A 17,491-nucleotide genomic window follows, 5' to 3' on the forward strand; every position below is an offset into this window, starting at 1 on the left:
GGTGGACTGGAAATCATGGCGCAGTGGACCTCGGCGGTCGGTGCCGCTCAGCTCGCGCGGCTGCTCAACTCCCAGCAGGAGCGCCCGGCGGGCCCCGGTACACGCCGCCCGCCCGCCTATCGCGCCCTCGCCGACGGCGTCCGTCTGCTCGTCCTCGAAGGACGCGTTCCCGTCGCCGCGCGGCTCCCCGCCGAGCGCGAACTGGCCCTCTCCCTCTCCGTGAGCCGCACCACCGTGGCGGCCGCCTACGAAGCCCTCCGCGCCGAGGGATTCCTGGAGTCCCGCCGGGGAGCGGGCAGCTGGACGGCCGTACCGGCCGGGAACCCGCTGCCCGCGCGCGGCCTGGAACCGCTGCCGCCCGAGGCCCTCGGCTCCATGATCGACCTGGGCTGTGCGGCCCTGCCCGCCCCCGAGCCGTGGCTCACCCGTGCCGTCCAGGGCGCCCTTGAGGAGCTCCCGCCGTACGCCCACACGCACGGCGACTATCCGGCGGGGCTGCCCGCGCTGCGCGAGATGCTGGCCGAGCGGTACACCGCGCGCGGCATCCCGACCATGCCCGAGCAGATCATGGTGACCACCGGGGCCATGGGCGCCATCGACGCCATCTGTCACCTCTTCGCCGGGCGCGGCGAGCGCATCGCCGTCGAGTCTCCCTCCTACGCCAACATCCTCCAGTTGATGCGCGAGGCCGGGGCCCGGCTGGTGCCCGTCGCCATGGCCGAGGGGCTCGCGGGCTGGGACATGGACCGCTGGCGGCAGGTGCTGCGCGACGCGGCACCCCGGCTCGCCTATGTCGTCGCTGACTTCCACAACCCGACAGGCGCGCTCGCCGACGAGGACCAGCGCAGGCGGCTCGTCGACGCGGCCCGTTCCGCAGGCACGGTGCTGATCGTGGACGAGACCATGAGCGAGCTCCACCTGGACGAGGACGTCGAAATGCCGCGCCCCGTCTGCGGGTTCGACCCGGCCGGGTCCACGGTCATCACCGTCGGTTCGGCCAGCAAGGCGTTCTGGGCGGGCATGCGGATCGGCTGGGTCCGCGCCGCTCCCGACGTGATACGCAGTCTGGTCGCGGCCCGCGCGTACGCCGACCTCGGCACCCCCGTCCTGGAACAGCTCGCCGTGAACTGGCTGCTCAGCGCCGGTGGCTGGGAGCAGGCCGTGGACATCCGGCGCACCCAGGCCCGCGAGAACCGCGACGCGCTGGTGACGGCCCTGCGCCGTGAACTGCCCGGCTGGGAGTACGACGTGCCGCGCGGTGGGCTCACCCTGTGGGTGCGTACGGGCGGTCTGTCCGGGTCACGGCTGGCCGAGGTCGGCGAGCGGGTGGGCGTGCGCGTCCCCTCCGGGCCCCGCTTCGGGGTCGACGGAGCCTTCGAGGGCTATGTGCGGCTGCCGTTCACCGTCGGCGGCGCGGTGGCCGACGAGGCGGCGACGCGCCTGGCCGCGGCAGCCCGGCTGGTGGAGTCGGGGGCGAACGGCGGAACTGAGTCGCCACGCACGTTCGTGGCGTGACGCTTCCGGAGCCGGCATGTGCGGTGTCGTCTCCCGAGCCGCGAGCCGCGAGCCCTGCGCTCCGGCGAAAGCGCGGTTCTCCGGGTAACCGCCGCCCGGCTGGTGACGAGGGAAGTGGGCGGAGAGAGGGCGCCGTGCGTTCTCGCGCGAGACGCCCCCCTCCATCCACTCAGCCTTCCGCGGGGACGCCCACCGCACCCGGTGCGGTGAAGCGCACGGGGCTTTCCGGGGCTGCGTCCACATGGTCCGCCGGTGCCATGCCCGTCGGCTCGGCGTCCGCCGGAGCCGTGCGCGCCGGCAGCAGACCGACCACCGCCTGGCGGTGGGCCTCGCTCGTCGCCTCGTCGTACGGGTCCGGGGTCGCCGGGACCTGGAGGCGGTGGACCGGGCCCGAGCCCAGCCGGGCGTAGCCGCGGCCGGGCGGCACGTCGGGCGTCGGAGTCGTGGGCGGGGGAGACCCGAGCACCGCTTCGAGCTGGCCCGTGGACGCGGGACCGAGCACGACACGCGCGCGCGTGTGCCCGCGTACCGCCTCGCTGAGTGACTCCAGGGCGTCGAACTGCTCGGCCACCACCACCGTCACACCCGCCGCGCGGCCGTGGCGCAGCGGCACCTGGAGGAGGGACTGGGGATCCTTGCGGCCGTCGGCCGCCGCGAGATGGCCGAGGACCGTCGGACGGTCGAGGAGAAGCCAGAGGGGACGCCTGGTGTCCTCCGGCGGGGTGTGGCCCGCCTGCCGGGCGCGGTTCGCGGCGATGAGGCGGCGCTCCGTCTCGTGCGCCGCCCACTCCAGGCTCGCCAGCGCGCCCGCCAGGCCGCACTCGATGCCCAGGACGCCGTCGCGGCCGGTCAGACAGGCGAACTCGCCGCTGCCGCCGCCCTCGACGATCAGTACGTCGCCGTGCTGGAGGGCCTGCAGCGCCATCGAGCGCAGCAGAGTGGTCGTGCCGCTGCCGGGCCCGCCGACCGCGAGCAGATGGGGCTCGGTCGAGCGCGCGCCGGTGCGCCAGACGACCGGTGGGGTGTCCCGCCGCTCCTCGCCGAAGGTGAGCGGAAGCGTGCGCTGGACCCCGGCCGGGTCGGTGAAGCCGAGGACGGTCTCGCCCGGAGCCGTGACGAAGCGCTGGGCGGCGACATCGGTGGGAAGCGGCGGCAGCACCGTGACCGAGAGCTGGTTGCCCTCCTCGTCCCACGTGAAGCGGTACTCGCGCCCGCGGCCCGACTTGGTGTGCAGCAACTGCTCGATACGGGCACGCGCGTCCGCCTCCCCGTCGGTGAAGTACGCGGGGTAGTGGAGCGAGAGATGCGAGACACGGCCGGTGTCGTCGAACTCGTACGAGGTGAAGGCCTTGTCCCACTCGCCGCCGTGGGCGTAGAGCGGGGCCGGGTCCTCGGGAACCGAGAAGTAGGGGACGAGTGCTTCGTAGAGCGACTCGAGGCGCTTGGCCTGCGCCTCGTCGGGTCCGACCGGCCCGGACGGGGTGCGGTCCCGGCCGTGCCACGCCGATGCACCCATCAGGGTGACGATGGCGAGCAGCGGCCCGTACGGGACGAGGGCCACGACCAGGACGACCGAAGCCACCAGGAACAGCAGTGGACCGCGCCGGTCCTTTGGGGTGTCCGCCCACTTGCGCCGTCCGGCGGCAGCCAGCCGGCGCAGTCCACGGGTGACCGTGATCAGTGGGTGAAGGACGTCGGTGGCGCTGTCGGCGGCCGTCCGGGCCAGGTCCCGGCTGCGGGCGATCTGCGCGCTGCCGGTACTCAGAATGCGGGGAAGAGGGCGCCGGGCCACTGCTGTCTCCTGGAGGTGCGTGCGAACGGGATGGGCGTCAGAACTTGATCCCGCCGAGCAGCCCGGCCAGGCTCGCGCCGCCTGCCGTGATGCTCGGAGCGATGGCCGTGCCCGCGAGGTAGAACCCGAAGAGGGCGCAGACCAGCGCGTGCGAGGCCTTGAGGCCGTCCTTGCGGAAGAAGAGGAAGACGATGATGCCGAGCAGCACCACACCTGAGATGGACAGGATCATGAGAGTTCTCCTGGTCGATGGGGACAGTCACCATGAGTGCTTCCAGGCTCACAGGATGTATCCATACGATAAAAGGTGCAACAGGATGAAATTCCGCTTATTTCACCCTGATGGCCCTGCCTGACAGGGCCTCCAGGGCGGCTGCTCGACGGTTTGCCGGATTCGTGGTGATCTTTGCCTCGGCCGGGCCCGGTCATGTGCCCGCGAAGCCAGTACGCTGGCGATTCACTCGTACGGCCGCACCGCTGACGGCCGCACGTTCCCGCAGTCCCGTTCGTTGTCGCATGTGTTGTCGCAGTGAGAGGCGGTCCCGCCGATGAGTGAAGCCCCCGACCCCGAGGTCGTGGAGCTGGCGACCAAGATCTTCGATCTGGCCCGGCAGGGGCAGACCGAGGCGCTGGTGGCGTATGTGGACGCGGGCGTTCCGGCCAACCTCACCAACGACCGCGGCGACTCGCTCGTGATGCTCGCGGCCTACCACGGCCACGCCGACGCGGTCCGTGCCCTCCTGGAGCGCGGCGCCGAGGCCGACCGCATCAACGACCGAGGCCAGACTCCGCTCGCCGGAGCCGTCTTCAAGGGCGAGGACGCCGTGATCCGGGTCCTCCTCGACGCGGGTGCCGACCCCTCCGCGGGCACGCCCTCCGCCGTCGACACGGCTCGTATGTTCGGCAAGGCCGAATTGCTCGAACTGTTCGGCGTGCACTGAACAAAACGCCTTGACCAGGCGAAACAACAATTTTGGGGGAGGCGGTACGGGGCCGCCGGAAATGCGGTCGCGGCAGCGAGAACCGCTGGGTCATCATGACGTCGTGATTCACGTACGCGATGGCTGGGCAGGTGTTGCCGCACCGCGCGGACCGTGATGCGGCCCGCACGGGCCACCGACGAGAGGCAGAGGAAGATGGTCTACAGCAAGCAGGAAACGGCGGGCGCCCCGACGTGTTGTCACGCGGCCAGGTAAAGCAGGATCCCCGGTTGCGTCGACGCTTGATGTGAGGCTGTTTCCCATGTTCGATCCGGTCATAGCGCCCAGCGGTACGCTGCTCGGCCTGCTCCAGAGGGGCCGCGGCGACGGCACGCTGCACGCGCTCACCGCCCCGCGCGCCGAAGCGCTCGCGGCACTGAACCACTGTGTGCTGCGCGACCCCCGCCACGACTGGCAGGTGGAGAACCGCTCCCTCTACTACGCCCGTCTCTTCCTCGACCTGAGCGGCGAGCTCGACGAGATCGAGGCACACCTCTTCGACGCGGACGACGTCCTCGACACGGAGGAGTCACGCACGGGCCTCGCGCTGGCGGTCCTCGGCCACCTCGCCTCGTACGGCAGGCGGGACGCGCTCGAACTGCTCAGGCGGTACGCCGCCTGCGGCGCCAACTGGGCCTGGGCCCTCGACGAACTGGCGCTGCGCGACGACGACGCCGGACTGCGTGCCCTCGCGGCCCCCGTCCTCGCCCGGTTCCCCGCCGATCCCGAGGGCGAGGCCGAACTGGCGGTCGTCGTACGGGACTCCTTCGAACCGCGGCCCTGGCGCCTGTGGGCCGACGACCCCCGCGAAACCATCGGCACGCGTGTGCGTGCTGCGCAGGAAGCCGGCTCCTTCGACCGGTGGCAACGCCAGATGCGACCGTCCGGGCCCCGCCCGGGGTGGAGCGTGCGGGCCGTCTTCGAGTGGGCCCAGCAAGGCATCGAACGCGGAGCGGCCCTCCATGTGCCGGCCGCGCGATGCCTCACGGCCGTCGCCGGTCCCGAGGACCGCCCCGAGATCATCGAGGCCGCCCGCACCGGAGACGACGGCGCGCGCTGCACGGCCCTGCGCTATCTCGCCGACAGTCAGGATCCCGACGTACTCGACCTCATCGAGGCCGCCCAGGTCTCCGCCTCCCGGCTCGTCGTGGACGCCGCCGTGGACGCCTTCGAACGGATGCGGTCCATCGCCGCCGTGGAGCGGGCGCGCGGCTGGGTCCACCGGCCCGACGCCCTCGGAGAGGCCGCCGGGCGCGTTCTCGCCTGCCGGGGCGGCGCAACGGACCGGGAACTCGTCCTCGGCGCCCTGCGCGAGGCCGTCCGGGGCGACGGGCCGGACGCCCCGACCCTGTGGACCCTCGTCGACGGCGCCGGACGGCTGGGCATCGCCAACGCGGCCCCCGTACTGCGACATGTCTACCGGGAGACCGCCTCGTCCCATCTGCGCGGGCGTGCGGCCCGTGCGCTGGCCGCCACCGATCCCTCGTTCCCCGCCGGATTCGCCGTCGAGTGTCTCTGGGACTGCGAGGAGACCACCCGTGAGGTGGCCGCGCGGCACGCCGAGACCGGTGACGCCCGAGTGGTCGACCAGCTCCGGCGGCTCGCCGCCGATCCGGCCGAGGAGGCCGAGGTGCAGACCGCGGTACGCAGCCGCATCGGACCGGACGCGTCCGCCGTGTGAGGTACCCGAGTGGGACACCGTGAGACCGGCGTGTGAGACCGCCGTGTGAGCGTTCCGTCGTCGGCCCGTATCCCGTTGGTACGGGCCCGGACGCCGGAGCGTGACCGGTTTGTGATGCTGGGGCATGCGGAGCGCAACGCTCACGGGACGTTCCTCATCCGGAAAGATCCACGTTGACGCGTCCACGTCCGGCCCGACGACAACACGGGTATGCGTGTCGTCATCGTGACCGAATCCTTTCCCCCCGATGTGAACGGCGTGGCCCACTGCGCGCTCCAGACCGCCCGACACCTCGTCGAGCGCGGTCACGCCCCCATCGTCGTCGCCCCGGCCACCGCGGCCGGGAACGGGCCCGACGCCCTCGCGCCGTGCCCCGTCGTCCGAGTCCCCTCCCTACCGCTCCCCGGCTACCCCCAGGTCCGCGTCGCCCTCCCCAGCCGACGCGTCGCCGCCGCGATCACCGAACACCGCGCCGACATCGTCCACCTGGCCAGCCCCTTCGTCCTCGGCGTCCGTGGCATGACGGCCGCCGCCCGGCTCGGCATCCCCGCCGTGGCCGTCTACCAGACCGACCTCGCCGGCTACGCCCGCACCTATGTGCACGCGGGCGAGGCGGCCGCCTGGCGCCGTATCCGCTCGGTCCACGCCGCCGCCGACATCACCCTCGCCCCGTCCACACCGGCCCTGCACGACCTGGAGGCGCACGGTGTGCCCCGGGTACGGCTGTGGCAACGCGGCGTGGACACCGTCCGTTTCCGGCCGGAACACCGTGACGACACACTCCGCCGTGAACTCGCCCCGAACGGCGAGCTGATCGTCGGATACGTGGGCCGTCTCGCCCCCGAGAAGCAGGTCGAACTCCTCGCCGGAGCCTGCGGCCTGAACGGCGTACGCGTGGTCGTCGTCGGCGACGGACCGAGTCAGCCGAGCCTGACGCAGGCACTGCCGGGCGCCGTCTTCCTGGGCCGTCGTACCGGCGACGAACTCGCCCGGATCTTCGCCTCGTTGGACGTCTTCGTGCACACCGGACCGTTCGAGACCTTCTGCCAGACCGTCCAGGAGGCGATGGCGAGCGGCGTCCCGGTCGTCGCCCCCGCCGCCGGCGGACCGCTCGACCTGGTGGCGCACGGGCGTACGGGACTGCTCGTTCCGCCGCGCGACGAGGCCGCCGTGCGCGACGCGGTGTGGTCGCTCGCCGCCGATCCCGAACTGCGGGCCGCGTACGGCGCCGAGGCGCGGCGGACCGTCGAGGGCCGCACCTGGGCGGCCGTCGGCGACCAGCTCATCGGGCACTACACCGACGTACTCGCCGGACGGGCGGTGGTCGCGGCATGAGCGTGCCCCTGCGGATCGTCCGGCTCGCCAACTTCGTCGCCCCCGCCTCGGGCGGCCTGCGGACCGCGCTGCGCGAACTGGGCGCCGGATACCTGGCGGCCGGGCACGACCCCGTACTGATCGTGCCCGGCGAGCGCGCCTCGGACCGCGAGACCGAACAGGGGAGGGTGATCACGCTGCCGGGCCCGCTGCTGCCCGGCACCGGCGGCTACCGCGTCCTCACCGACAAGCGGCGTGTCGCCGGCCTCCTGGAGGCGCTCGCCCCCGACCGCCTGGAGGTGTCCGACCGTACGACGCTGCGCTGGAGCGGCGTCTGGGCGCGGCGCGCCCGGGTGCCCGCCGTGATGGTCTCCCACGAGACCGCCGACGGCGTACTGCGCACCTGGGGCCTCTCCGAGGGCATGGCCCGACGGACCTCCGACGCTCTCAACATCCGTACCGCCCACCACTATTCACGGGTCGTGTGCACCACGGAGTTCGCGGAGCGCGAGTTCGTGCGCATCGGCGCCCGCAATGTCGTACGCGCCCCGCTGGGCGTCGACCTGGAGGGCCGGCACCCCGCGCTGCGGGACCCGGGGCTGCGGGCCCGGCACGCGCGCGAGGACGAGGTCCTGCTCGTGATGTGCTCCCGGCTGTCCGTCGAGAAGCGGCCCGGCACGGCGCTCGAAGCCCTGGAGGCGATGCTGCGCCGCGGGCGGCGCGCGGTGCTCGTGGTGGCCGGAGACGGGCCGCTGCGGGCCCGCCTCGAACAGCGGGCGCGCGAACGGCGGCTGCCGGTCACCTTCCTCGGACACGTCGGCGACCGCGTGCTCCTGAGCGCTCTCCAGGCCTCCGCGGACGTGTGCCTCGCCCCCGGGCCCGCCGAGACCTTCGGACTCGCCGCCCTGGAGGCGATGGCCTGCGGCACGCCCGTCGTCGCCAGCGCCTCCTCCGCGCTCTCGGAGGTCGTCGGCTCCGCCGGAGCCACCGCCGCGGACAACGGAGAGGCCTTCGCGGACGGGATACGGATGCTCCTGGAACGACCAGAGAGCGAGCGGCGGGAGGCCGCACGCGCGCGTGCGGCCTGTTTCGGCTGGCCGGCCGCCGTCGAGGCGTTCCTCGCCGCCCACGACGCCGAGGTCCGCGTGGGGCGGCCCGAGGCACCCGCGGCGGCCCCCACCGTGGAACGGGCTCGGGAGGGCGTCGTATGAGACCCCTGCGGTTCGTGGCGCTCGGTGACTCCCTCACCGAAGGGGTGGGTGATCCCGTGGGCGAGGAGTGGCGCGGCTGGGCCGCGCTGCTCGCCGCCGGAATCGCACCGGCCGACGCGCCCGTGGAGTTCGTCAACCTCGCGGTCAGCGGCGCCCAGACGCGTGACGTCCTGGAACGCCAGACCCCGGCCGCGCTGGCCGAGCGGCCGGACATCGCCTCGGTCGTCATCGGCGTCAACGACACCCTGCGGTGCACCTTCGACATCCACGCCGTGGCCGAACGGCTCGACGAGGTGTACGCCGCGTTCACCGGGCAGGGCGCGATCCTGCTCACCGCCTGTCTGCCCGACCCCGGCGCGATGCTGGGGCTGCCCGGGGCGCTGGCCCGCCCGCTGGCACGGCGTCAGCGGGCCGTGAACGCGGTCGTCCACGCGCTGTCCGAGCGGTACGGGGCGGTGCATCTGCATGCCGCGGAGGGCGACTGGGTCTCCGACCGGGCCATGTGGAGCTCGGACCGGCTGCACCCGGGGGAGCGGGGGCATCGGCAGCTCGCGCTCCACTTCCACGCGTCGCTGGCGGAGGCGGGCCTCGCCACGGGGCCCGTACCGTCCCCCGAACCCGAGTTTCCCGAGCCCACCCGGTCGGCGAGTCTGTGGTGGCTGGCCACCGCCGGGACCGGGTGGGTGGCCCGTCGCTGCACCGACCTCCTGCCCCAACTCATCACCCTGGCCGCCTCCGAGGTCCGTCATCGGGCCCGGGGCACCAGCACTCGCCTCGATATCAGCGCGTCCCACGCGGTGTCGTCGGCGCTGGCCGCGCTGTCGGTGACCGGCGAACAGCCGGACACTGCGTAGCGCTCCGCGGGTTGGGCCGTCTTTTGACTGCGGGCCCGTAGTGGCTGGTCGCGCAGTTCCCCGCGCCCCTAAAGGGGCGCGCCCCCCTTAGCGGCGCGGCTCAGCGCGTCCGACTGCGTACCGCCACGAACCGTACCGGCGTGCCTGGTACGGCCTGGGCGGCGGCGGGTAGGTCCGCAGGTCGGGCCACCGCTATCACCGGGTAGCCCCCGGTGGTCGGGTGGTCGGCGAGGAAGACCACGGGGCGGCCGTCCGGGGGGACCTGGATGGCGCCCAACACCATTCCCTCGCTGGGCAGTTCGCCCGGTCGCGCCCGCTCCAGGGCGGGGCCCTCCGTGCGGAGGCCGATGCGGTTGCTCGCGGAGGAGACCCGGTAGGGGTGCGTGGTGAGGGTGCGGATCGCTGCCGTCGTGAACCAGTCGTCGCGTGGGCCGAGCGTCACCCGCAGGACGAGTTCGGCGGGGGGCCGCGGCTGCGGGACGACGTCCACGCGCGCGTGGGGGGCCATCGGCGTCCCCAGGGGAAGCACCGTTCCGTCCGTGAGGGGCGGCGGGCCCAGGCCCGACAGCAGGTCCGTCGACCGGCTGCCGAGCACCGGTTCGACGGCCACTCCGCCTGACACGCCCACATAACTGCGTACTCCGGAGACCGCCGTCCCCACGGACAGCAGTGCCCCGGCTGGCACGCGTACCGGCGCTCCCCAGGCGGCCGGGCGGCCGTCCACGGTGACCGGGCACGGGGCGCCTGCGACGGCGACGGTGACGGTCGAACGCGGCCGTACGTCGCAGCCGTTGAGCGTGGTCTCCAGAAGGGCCGCCTCGGGCGGATTGCCGACGAGCCGGTTGACCAGGGCGGCGGCGGGCGCGTCGAGGGCTCCGGAGCGCGGCACGCCCAGGTGCGCGTGGCCCGGGCGCCCCTGGTCCTGCACGGTGGTCAGCGCCCCGGCCCGTACGACGGCGAGTGCGCGGTCCGTCATCAGGCCTCCACCGGCACGAAGCGGACCGGCGTGCCGGGCGACAACAGGGCGGCGGGCACGCGCGCGTGGTCCCACAGGACCGCGTCCGTCGTCCCGATCAGCTGCCAGCCGCCCGGCGACGAGCGCGGGTACACGCCCGTGTACGGGCCCGCGAGGCCCACGGAACCCGCCGGGACCGTCGTACGGGGTGTCGCGTGCCGGGGCACGCCGTAGCGGGCCGGGAGTCCGGTCAGATAGCCGAAGCCCGGGGCGAACCCGCAGAAGGCGACGCGGAATTCGGCCGCCGTGTGGATCCGCGAGACCTCCTGCGGGGACACGTCCCAGTGGTCGGCGACGGCCGCGAGATCCGGGCCGTCGTAGCGGACGGGTATCTCGACCACCTCCTGCGCGCGCGGAGGCACGGGCGGCAGCGTCGCCGTGGCCAACCGCGCGGCCAGCCGGGCCGGGTCGTCGAGGCCGTCCAGGAGGACCGTACGGGCCGCGGGGACGATCTCGCGCACGGAGAGCGAGCCCTCCGCGCGGCGGCGGAGCAGATCGGCGTGCAGGGCCTGTGCCTCCTCGTCCGTCGACACCTCGACGAGCAGCGCACGGTCGCCGACCGGCAGTGCCCTCATACGAACGCCTCCACGCGGATGCCGGACTCCTCCAGCCGTGCACGGACCTGGCGGGCCAGGTCCACCGCGCCGGGTGTGTCGCCGTGCAGGCACAAGGAGCGGGCCCGAACCGGGATGTCACGCCCGGAGTGGGACGTCACGACACCAGAACGGGCGAGGGCCACCGAGCGTTCCACGACGGCGGTCGGATCGGTGATCACCGCGCCCTCCCGGCCGCGCGGCACGAGCGTGCCCTCGTCGGTGTAGGCGCGGTCCGCGAACGCCTCGGTGACGACCGGAAGTCCGGCCTTCCCCGCCACGTCGAGGAGACGCGAGCCGGGCAGGCCGAGGACCGGGAGCGTGGCGTCGGCGAGCATCACGCCCTCCACGACCGCGCCGGCCTGCTCCTCGTCGTGCACGACGCGGCTGTAGAGCGCGCCGTGCGGTTTGACGTACGCCACACGCGCGCCCGCCGCGCGCGTGAAGACCTCCAGGGCGCCTATCTGGTAGGCCACTTCGGACGCCAGCTCGTAGGGCGGCACGTCCATCGCGCGCCGCCCGAAGCCCGCCAGGTCCCGGTAGGAGACCTGGGCGCCGATCCGTACACCGCGCTCGGCCGCCAGGTCGCACACCCGGCGCATGGTGGCCGCGTCACCGGCGTGGAAGCCGCAGGCCACGTTGGCGCTGGTGACGACGGACAGCAGCTGTTCGTCGTCGGTCAGGCGCCAGCGGCCGAAGCCCTCGCCGAGGTCGGCGTTCAGATCGATGGTGCTCATGGAGTGCTGTTCCTCCCGGTCAGGCGACGCGGTACTGCTCGTCGCGGGCGTCGGTGATGAACATCTGGCCCGGCGCGTGAGTGATCGCGAACGGCGGCCGTGAGGCCATCACCGCGGCCTGCGGCGTCACACCGCAGGCCCAGAACACCGGGATGTCGTCCGGCTCGGCGTCCACCGGATCACCGAAGTCGGGGCGGGCGAGGTCCTCGATGCCGAGGCCGCCCGGATCGCCGCAGTACACCGGGCTGCCGTGCACCGCGGGCAGCAGGCTGGTCTCCCGGATCGCCGCAGGCAGGTGCTCGGGCGGCACCGGCCGCATCGACACCAACATGGGGCCGTGCAGCCGCCCCGCGGGACGGCACTGGCGGCTGGTCACGTACATGGAGACGTTGCGCCTCTGCTCGATGTGGCGCATCGGCACCCCCGCCTCGGACAGCGCCGACTCGAAGGTGAAGCTGCACCCGATGAGGAACGACACGAGGTCGTCGCGCCAGTGGGCCAGTACGTCCGTGGGCTCCTCGGCCAACGCGCCGTGCTCCCACACCCGGTAGCCCGGCAGATCGGTCCGCAGATCGGCGTCGCCGGCCAGGACGGTCGTCCAGGAACCGGCGTCGGTGACGTCGAGCACCGGGCAGGGCTTCGGGTTGCGCTGGCAGAACAGCAGCATGTCGTACGCCCAGTCGGCCGGCACCGAGATCAGGTTCGCCTGGGTGTGGCCCGCCGAGCAGCCCGCGGTGGAACCCGACACTCCCGAACGGAACCGGGAGCGTGCCTCTGCCGGGCTCCACGCGTGCGCGTGGTCGTCGAGAAGGTTCAGGGAGCGGTGTTGCGTACGGTTCACAGGAGCTCCTTCCCACGGGTCTCGGGCAGACCGATCAGGGCCAGCGCCGCGAGACCGTATCCGATCGCGCCGAAGACCAGCGCGCCCCCGACGCCCCAGCTGTCGGCCAGGAAGCCGACGACCGTCGGGAAGACCGCGCCCACGGCACGGCCGGTGTTGTACGTGAAGCCCTGTCCCGTGCCGCGCACCGCGGTCGGGTACAGCTCGCTGAGGAACGAGCCGAAGCCGCTGAAGATCGCCGACATACAGAAGCCGAGCGGGAAACCGAGCACCAGGACAAGGGTGTTGGCGCCGCTCGGGATGTTCGCGTAGGCCAGGATGCAGACCGCCGAGAGGATCGCGAAGAGCAGGATGTTGCGCTTGCGGCCCAGCTTGTCGGTGAGATAACCGCCGGTCAGATAGCCGATGAAGGCCCCGGAGATCAGGAACGTGAGGTAGCCGCCGGTGCCGACGACGGACAGCCCGCGGTCCGTCTTGAGGTAGGTCGGGACCCAGGTGGCCAGCGTGTAGTAGCCGCCCTGGACGCCCGTGGAGAGCAGGACCGCGAAGATCGTCGTCTTCAGCAGTCCGGGCGCTGCGGCCGTGCCCGGCTTGAAGATCGTGGCGAACGAGCCCTTCTCGGGGCTCTCCTCGCGGCGCTGGGCCGCCTCCGGAGCGTCCTTCACATTGCGGCGCACCCAGACGACGAGCAGGGCGGGCAGCGCCCCGGTCCAGAACATCACGCGCCAGGCGAGGTCGTCGTCCAGGTACTGGAAGACCAGTGTGTAGACCAGTACGGCGAGTCCCCAGCCCACGGCCCAGGAACTCTGGATCGCGCCGAGCGTGCGCCCCCGGTGCTTGGGGCTCGCGTACTCGGCGACCAGTATCGCGCCGACCGCCCACTCACCGCCGAAACCGAGCCCCTGGAGAGCACGGAAGACCAGCAGGGTCTCGTAGTTGGGCGCGAAGCCGCAGGCCACGGTGAAGACCGCGTACGTGATGACGGTGATCATCAGCGCCTTGACGCGCCCGATCCGGTCCGCGATCACACCCGCGGCCGCGCCGCCGATGGCGGACACGACCAGCGTGACGGTCGTGAACAGCCCGGTCTGGCCGCTGTTGAGGCCGAAGTACGCGGACAGGGCGACCATGCTCAGCGGCAGCGTGAAGTAGTCGTACGAGTCCAGCGCATAGCCGCCGAACGCGCCGCCGAAGGCGCGGCGGCCGCGCGGACCCAGGGCTCGCAGCCAGGCGAACGCGCCCTCGTCGGCGGTGGGTTCACCCGCTTCGGGGCGCGTCTCGGTGTTCAGGGCCTGCGGTGGAGGGGTCGTGCTCATGGGCACCTCACAGATGAGGGACGGGAGGGTGCTTGAGGACTGAGCCGTACGGGAGCAGTGGTGGTGCGGGTTGTGGCGTGGGGAAGCAGTTGCGGTGCCGAACTGTGGCGTGCGGAAGCCGTCGGCTCCGGGACGAGCGGCCGGTGCCTGACTAGCAAGGTAGAGGATCGTTGAACGATCCCTCAATACCCATGTTGTTTCGTTCTTGTATCTGCGATTGAATTCGGGCGTGGCCGAACTGAACGGACTGGCGGACGACCGCGCGCTGCTGGGTCGCACCAGCACTGCCGAGCGGGTCTCGGACATCCTCAGAAGCCGGATCGCCGAAGGGTTCTTCCCCCCCGGCACACGGCTGTCGGAGGACAGCATCGGCAACGCGCTCGGTGTCTCGCGCAACACGCTGCGCGAGGCGTTCCGGCTGCTCACGCACGAACGGCTGCTCGTCCACCAGCTCAACCGGGGTGTCTTCGTGCGGGTCCTGACCGTCGAGGACGTCGAGGACATCTACCGCACCCGCAGCCTCGTCGAATGCGCCGTCGTGCGCGGACTCGGCGAACCGCCCTACGCGGTGGACGGCCTCGCCACGGCCGTCGCGGACGGGCGACGGGCGTCCCGCGAAGGTGACTGGAAAGGCCTGGGTACGGCCAACATCCACTTCCACCGGGAGCTGGTCGCGCTCGCCGGCAGCGCCCGCACCGACGAACTGATGCGCAGTGTCTTTGCCGAACTGCGCCTCGCCTTCCATCTGGTGGACGACCCCCGCCGGCTGCACGAGCCGTACCTCGCCCGCAACGGCCAGATACTGCAGGCACTCCAGGACGGCGACCGCGGGGAGGCCGAGAGCCTGCTCGGCGTATACCTGGATGATTCCCGCAAAAGGGTTGTGGAGGTCTACGGCCGCCGCGTGGCGGAGGACGCCCCTTAGGGGCGCGGGGCTGTGACATTTGCGGCTCCGCCGCGTGGGCGCGCCCAGCCGCAGTCAACCCGCGGACAACAAACCACCCGCAGTGGCCCGGCGATCCCAGCGGAGCGTTTCGGTCGTTGTCAGACCGAGGACCTAGTCTGTGCACCGTGACTTCGCCTGCATCGACGGACAGCGTTCCGCCCCAGCTCAGCGCGGGGCCGCGCCCCGCACCGGGCCCGGCCGCCGACGAGGGACTGGCGCGGCGGCTGCGCGCGCTCGCCTGCACCGCGCCGCTGCACGACCTCGACGTACGCAAGGCGAACCTGGCGGGTGAGTACTCGGTGTACGGGATGGCGGAGGTGGCCCTCGCCGCCATCGACCTCGTCACACTGAACATGGACTTCGACACGGGCGCCGACCACGACCAGATAGTGGCCAGGCTCATCCCGCGCATCGCCGCCCAGGCCCCGCGCCGGCCCGTCGTCGAGCACGAGCGCGTCGCCCGCTGGGTCCTGGAGAACCTCATCAACGTCGGCAGCGTCGACCGCGGCTTCCGGGCCGTATACGGCACGTTCGCGCCCGACGGTTCGTATGTGCGCCGGGACTACGACTTCAAGCTCATCGAGGAGGTGCCCGGCTACGGAGGGAGCGTGTATCTCCGTACGACGGACGAGGCGGTCAACGTTCTCGTGGGCGCCCTCGACACCGACGTCACCAGTGCGCAGATCGCCGCCGAGGTCAAGCTGGAGGTGCTGATCAGCCGCGGCCGGCTCGCGGACGCGCAGCTCGCCGCCGAGCAGGCCCGCTACCGGACCGTGCAGTACTCCGAGACGCTCCGCCGGGCCCTGGACGCGACCCGGCGCAACGTACGGGCGGTGGACTGGCTGCAGGCCGTGCCCGACATGATCGCCGAGGCGCTCGACCACGTCGCCGACCGCTATCGCCACGAGAACGCGATCCTCACGAACATCCGCAAGGCGCGGGACGAGTCGGAGGACGCCGAGCAGAAGCGGCGGGCCGCCGAACTCGTCGACATCGTCAAGGACTGCATCCGGCGGCACACGCAGTTGCAGTCCCGTCTCCTGGAAGCCGGGCCGCTGTTCCGTGCCGAGCAGGACCGGCAGGCCTTCGCTACGCCCATGACGACGTCCGGGATAGATCTGTACGGGCATCTCGTCGCGCCCGTACTGCCGTTGCCCGTGGAGCAGGCGCTGCGGGTGTCCGACGCGTTCTTCGCCCGTGGGACGGGGCTTCGGACGCCCGCGTCCGTTCGGGTCGGTGACCTTGTCGATCTTCTGCTGACACCGCCGATGGAGCGGGAGCACCTCGGTGCCGAGATGCCCGAGCCGGATCTGATCGCCACGCCGGACGACAGCCGGTTCAGTGAGGAGCAGCTCGCCGCCGCGATGGAGCTCCTCGACCTGCCTGCCGACGCGCCGCGGCGGCTGTCCGGGCTGCTGGCCGACGCGCGGCGCCAGGACCCCGAGCTGCCCTATCTGCTTGCCCTGCTGGCCGTGCACGCGGCCAGTCCGCCGGTCGGCACGGCGTATCGGCAGGGTGAGGAGAAGTTGCTGTTCGCCGTGGACGACGGGACCGAGCTGGACGATCCGGAGTTCGGTGGGGCCGATCTGATCGTGGGGATGGCTCTGCTGGATGCGGTGGGGATGGCTGCGGATCGGAAGGATGCGGCGTGAACGCTCCGCTGGGTTCGCCGGGTGGGTGCGGGTTGCTTGTGACCTGCGGCTTCGTCGTGGCTTGTCGCGCAGTTCCCCGCGCCCCTAGAGGGGCGCTTGTCCTCAGCCCCGTATTCGAGTTCAGGGAGTTGTAGTAGTCGTGACCGAGCATGTCGAGTGGAGTGAGCCGGAGGCTGTCGCCCCTCCGATGAGCAGCGCCGTCACTCCCGCCGACGCCGCTGATGCCGCGCGGCTGGTGGCCTTTGGGTTGCAGCCGAAGTTGCAGCCCGCGCGGGATCAGGAGTACGCCGAACTGCTGCGGAGGTACCGGGAGGATCCGGCCTTCGCGCGGTTGGCCGATGCCGTGGCGACCGGGCTCGGGCTTGTGGTGCTGGAGGTGTCCCCGCGGGCGGGGATGGCGGTGACCGCGGCCGAGGACTCGGTGTTCGCCGTGCGGATGGGGGACTACGCGCGGCGGACGTCGGCCGACTCGGGGGACCGGTTCCTGCACGGGCTCGCGCATCTCGCCGTCGCCGCCATGGCGTTCCCGCGCCCGGAGGACCTCGCCGACGACGGGTACATCGGGCGGGTGTCGGTGAACGGCGTCGACGCCTTCGTTCGGCAGGCCTGTCGGCGGTTGGAGGAGCAGGCCGAGGTGCACGGGGAGAACACCGACCCGGCGACCGACGCACCGGGCCTGGAGGCCGCCTGGCGGATCTGGGCGCGGCGCAGTTCCACCGGGGCCACCAAGGACGCCCGAAGACTTGCCGGTTCGACCACCGGCATCATCGGCAAGGCCGTCGCGTTCCTCACCGACTCGGGGTTCCTGCAGCGCACCGGGGACGACGGCGGGGGGACGTACCGGACGACCGCCCGCTACCAGCTCCAAATACGGGACATGGCCGGCAGTGCCGCGATGGCCGAGCTGCTGGAGCTCGGCATCGTGCCGGTCACCGACGGCACCGCCAGCCTGCTGCCCGCCGAGGACACCGAGGATCTGGAGCTGGCCGCCGATGCCGGACTGCCGTTCCACTCGTGAACCCGGCGGTCGGCCCACTGACCGGG

The 17,491-nt window shown here is 72.4% G+C and carries 16 protein-coding genes; 9 read left to right on the plus strand and 7 right to left on the minus strand.

Going from position 1 to position 17,491, the window contains the following annotated elements; translation table 11 throughout:
• Positions 1 to 15 precede the first annotated feature (15 nt).
• A complete protein-coding gene (locus tag QF035_RS42350; RefSeq protein ID WP_307526741.1) occupies positions 16 to 1,515 on the plus strand; it encodes an SCO1417 family MocR-like transcription factor in 1,500 nt (499 codons plus the stop codon).
• A gap of 169 nt (positions 1,516 to 1,684) precedes the next feature.
• On the opposite strand, the gene QF035_RS42355 is transcribed toward QF035_RS42350, so the two are convergent.
• Together QF035_RS42355 and QF035_RS42360 are read right to left on the minus strand one after the other, a co-directional pair.
• Positions 1,685 to 3,307 (minus strand): hypothetical protein, encoded by a 1,623-nt coding sequence (locus tag QF035_RS42355; RefSeq protein ID WP_307526743.1) that lies wholly within the window; start codon positions 3,305 to 3,307, stop codon positions 1,685 to 1,687.
• A 37-nt stretch (positions 3,308 to 3,344) separates the two neighbouring features.
• On the minus strand, positions 3,345 to 3,539 hold the full coding sequence (locus QF035_RS42360) for a hypothetical protein (protein WP_055611072.1): 195 nt from the start codon (positions 3,537 to 3,539) through the stop codon (positions 3,345 to 3,347).
• 316 nt (positions 3,540 to 3,855) lie between these two features.
• Here QF035_RS42360 and QF035_RS42365 point away from each other — a divergent pair, with 316 nt between their 5' ends.
• From QF035_RS42365 to QF035_RS42385, 5 genes are all read left to right on the plus strand, one after another.
• Entirely contained in the window at positions 3,856 to 4,248 is a 393-nt protein-coding gene (locus QF035_RS42365) for an ankyrin repeat domain-containing protein (protein WP_269654984.1), read from the plus strand.
• A gap of 301 nt (positions 4,249 to 4,549) precedes the next feature.
• Positions 4,550 to 5,968, plus strand: a complete 1,419-nt coding sequence (locus tag QF035_RS42370) for a HEAT repeat domain-containing protein (protein WP_307526744.1) — start codon at positions 4,550 to 4,552, stop codon at positions 5,966 to 5,968.
• Between the two features lie 210 nt (positions 5,969 to 6,178).
• Complete coding sequence (locus tag QF035_RS42375; protein WP_307526746.1) at positions 6,179 to 7,303, plus strand: glycosyltransferase family 4 protein; 1,125 nt, start codon at positions 6,179 to 6,181, stop codon at positions 7,301 to 7,303.
• On the plus strand, positions 7,300 to 8,493 hold the full coding sequence (locus QF035_RS42380; RefSeq protein WP_307526748.1) for a glycosyltransferase: 1,194 nt from the start codon (positions 7,300 to 7,302) through the stop codon (positions 8,491 to 8,493). The genes QF035_RS42375 and QF035_RS42380 overlap by 4 nt, the downstream gene beginning before the upstream one ends.
• The gene (locus tag QF035_RS42385) at positions 8,490 to 9,347 is read left to right on the plus strand and encodes an SGNH/GDSL hydrolase family protein (protein ID WP_307526750.1); all 858 of its coding nucleotides are present in this window, start codon (positions 8,490 to 8,492) and stop codon (positions 9,345 to 9,347) included. Before QF035_RS42380 ends, QF035_RS42385 begins: the two co-directional genes overlap by 4 nt.
• Positions 9,348 to 9,447: 100 nt before the next feature.
• Here the strand turns inward: QF035_RS42385 and QF035_RS42390 are convergent, their stop codons facing one another.
• The 5 genes from QF035_RS42390 to QF035_RS42410 are packed head-to-tail and all read right to left on the minus strand — an operon-like array spanning position 9,448 to position 13,849.
• On the minus strand, positions 9,448 to 10,323 hold the full coding sequence (locus QF035_RS42390; protein ID WP_307526751.1) for a 5-oxoprolinase subunit C family protein: 876 nt from the start codon (positions 10,321 to 10,323) through the stop codon (positions 9,448 to 9,450).
• Positions 10,323 to 10,937: a 5-oxoprolinase subunit PxpB gene (pxpB, locus tag QF035_RS42395; RefSeq protein WP_307526753.1), complete on the minus strand. Its 615-nt coding sequence runs from the start codon at positions 10,935 to 10,937 to the stop codon at positions 10,323 to 10,325. Before pxpB ends, QF035_RS42390 begins: the two co-directional genes overlap by 1 nt.
• Entirely contained in the window at positions 10,934 to 11,692 is a 759-nt protein-coding gene (locus tag QF035_RS42400; RefSeq protein WP_307526754.1) for a LamB/YcsF family protein, read from the minus strand. Before QF035_RS42400 ends, pxpB begins: the two co-directional genes overlap by 4 nt.
• Positions 11,693 to 11,711: 19 nt before the next feature.
• The gene (locus QF035_RS42405) at positions 11,712 to 12,533 is read right to left on the minus strand and encodes a putative hydro-lyase (protein ID WP_307526756.1); all 822 of its coding nucleotides are present in this window, start codon (positions 12,531 to 12,533) and stop codon (positions 11,712 to 11,714) included.
• Positions 12,530 to 13,849: an MFS transporter gene (locus QF035_RS42410; protein ID WP_307526760.1), complete on the minus strand. Its 1,320-nt coding sequence runs from the start codon at positions 13,847 to 13,849 to the stop codon at positions 12,530 to 12,532. The genes QF035_RS42405 and QF035_RS42410 overlap by 4 nt, the downstream gene beginning before the upstream one ends.
• A 229-nt stretch (positions 13,850 to 14,078) precedes the next feature.
• Between QF035_RS42410 and QF035_RS42415 the strand changes: the two genes are divergently transcribed.
• The 3 genes from QF035_RS42415 to QF035_RS42425 all read left to right on the plus strand — a co-directional run bounded on the left by QF035_RS42415 (position 14,079) and on the right by QF035_RS42425 (position 17,465).
• A complete protein-coding gene (locus tag QF035_RS42415) occupies positions 14,079 to 14,774 on the plus strand; it encodes a GntR family transcriptional regulator (RefSeq protein WP_307526762.1) in 696 nt (231 codons plus the stop codon).
• Between the two features lie 146 nt (positions 14,775 to 14,920).
• Positions 14,921 to 16,447, plus strand: a complete 1,527-nt coding sequence (locus QF035_RS42420; protein ID WP_307526764.1) for a hypothetical protein — start codon at positions 14,921 to 14,923, stop codon at positions 16,445 to 16,447.
• A 139-nt stretch (positions 16,448 to 16,586) separates the two neighbouring features.
• Positions 16,587 to 17,465, plus strand: a complete 879-nt coding sequence (locus tag QF035_RS42425) for a hypothetical protein (RefSeq protein WP_307526765.1) — start codon at positions 16,587 to 16,589, stop codon at positions 17,463 to 17,465.
• Positions 17,466 to 17,491 lie beyond the last annotated feature (26 nt).

Source organism: Streptomyces umbrinus (assembly GCF_030817415.1).
Taxonomy (GTDB): Bacteria; Actinomycetota; Actinomycetes; order Streptomycetales; family Streptomycetaceae; genus Streptomyces; species Streptomyces umbrinus_A.

Excerpts from the sequence above, each read along its gene's own strand:
- QF035_RS42350 (WP_307526741.1), top strand. The coding sequence starts at position 16 with ATGGCGCAGTGGACCTCGGCGGTCGGTGCCGCTCAGCTCGCGCGGCTG.
- QF035_RS42360 (WP_055611072.1), bottom strand. The coding sequence starts at position 3,539 with ATGATCCTGTCCATCTCAGGTGTGGTGCTGCTCGGCATCATCGTCTTC.
- QF035_RS42365 (WP_269654984.1), top strand. The coding sequence starts at position 3,856 with ATGAGTGAAGCCCCCGACCCCGAGGTCGTGGAGCTGGCGACCAAGATC.
- QF035_RS42370 (WP_307526744.1), top strand. The coding sequence starts at position 4,550 with ATGTTCGATCCGGTCATAGCGCCCAGCGGTACGCTGCTCGGCCTGCTC.
- QF035_RS42375 (WP_307526746.1), top strand. The coding sequence starts at position 6,179 with ATGCGTGTCGTCATCGTGACCGAATCCTTTCCCCCCGATGTGAACGGC.
- QF035_RS42380 (WP_307526748.1), top strand. The coding sequence starts at position 7,300 with ATGAGCGTGCCCCTGCGGATCGTCCGGCTCGCCAACTTCGTCGCCCCC.
- QF035_RS42385 (WP_307526750.1), top strand. The coding sequence starts at position 8,490 with ATGAGACCCCTGCGGTTCGTGGCGCTCGGTGACTCCCTCACCGAAGGG.
- QF035_RS42390 (WP_307526751.1), bottom strand. The coding sequence starts at position 10,323 with ATGACGGACCGCGCACTCGCCGTCGTACGGGCCGGGGCGCTGACCACC.
- pxpB (WP_307526753.1), bottom strand. The coding sequence starts at position 10,937 with ATGAGGGCACTGCCGGTCGGCGACCGTGCGCTGCTCGTCGAGGTGTCG.
- QF035_RS42400 (WP_307526754.1), bottom strand. The coding sequence starts at position 11,692 with ATGAGCACCATCGATCTGAACGCCGACCTCGGCGAGGGCTTCGGCCGC.
- QF035_RS42410 (WP_307526760.1), bottom strand. The coding sequence starts at position 13,849 with ATGAGCACGACCCCTCCACCGCAGGCCCTGAACACCGAGACGCGCCCC.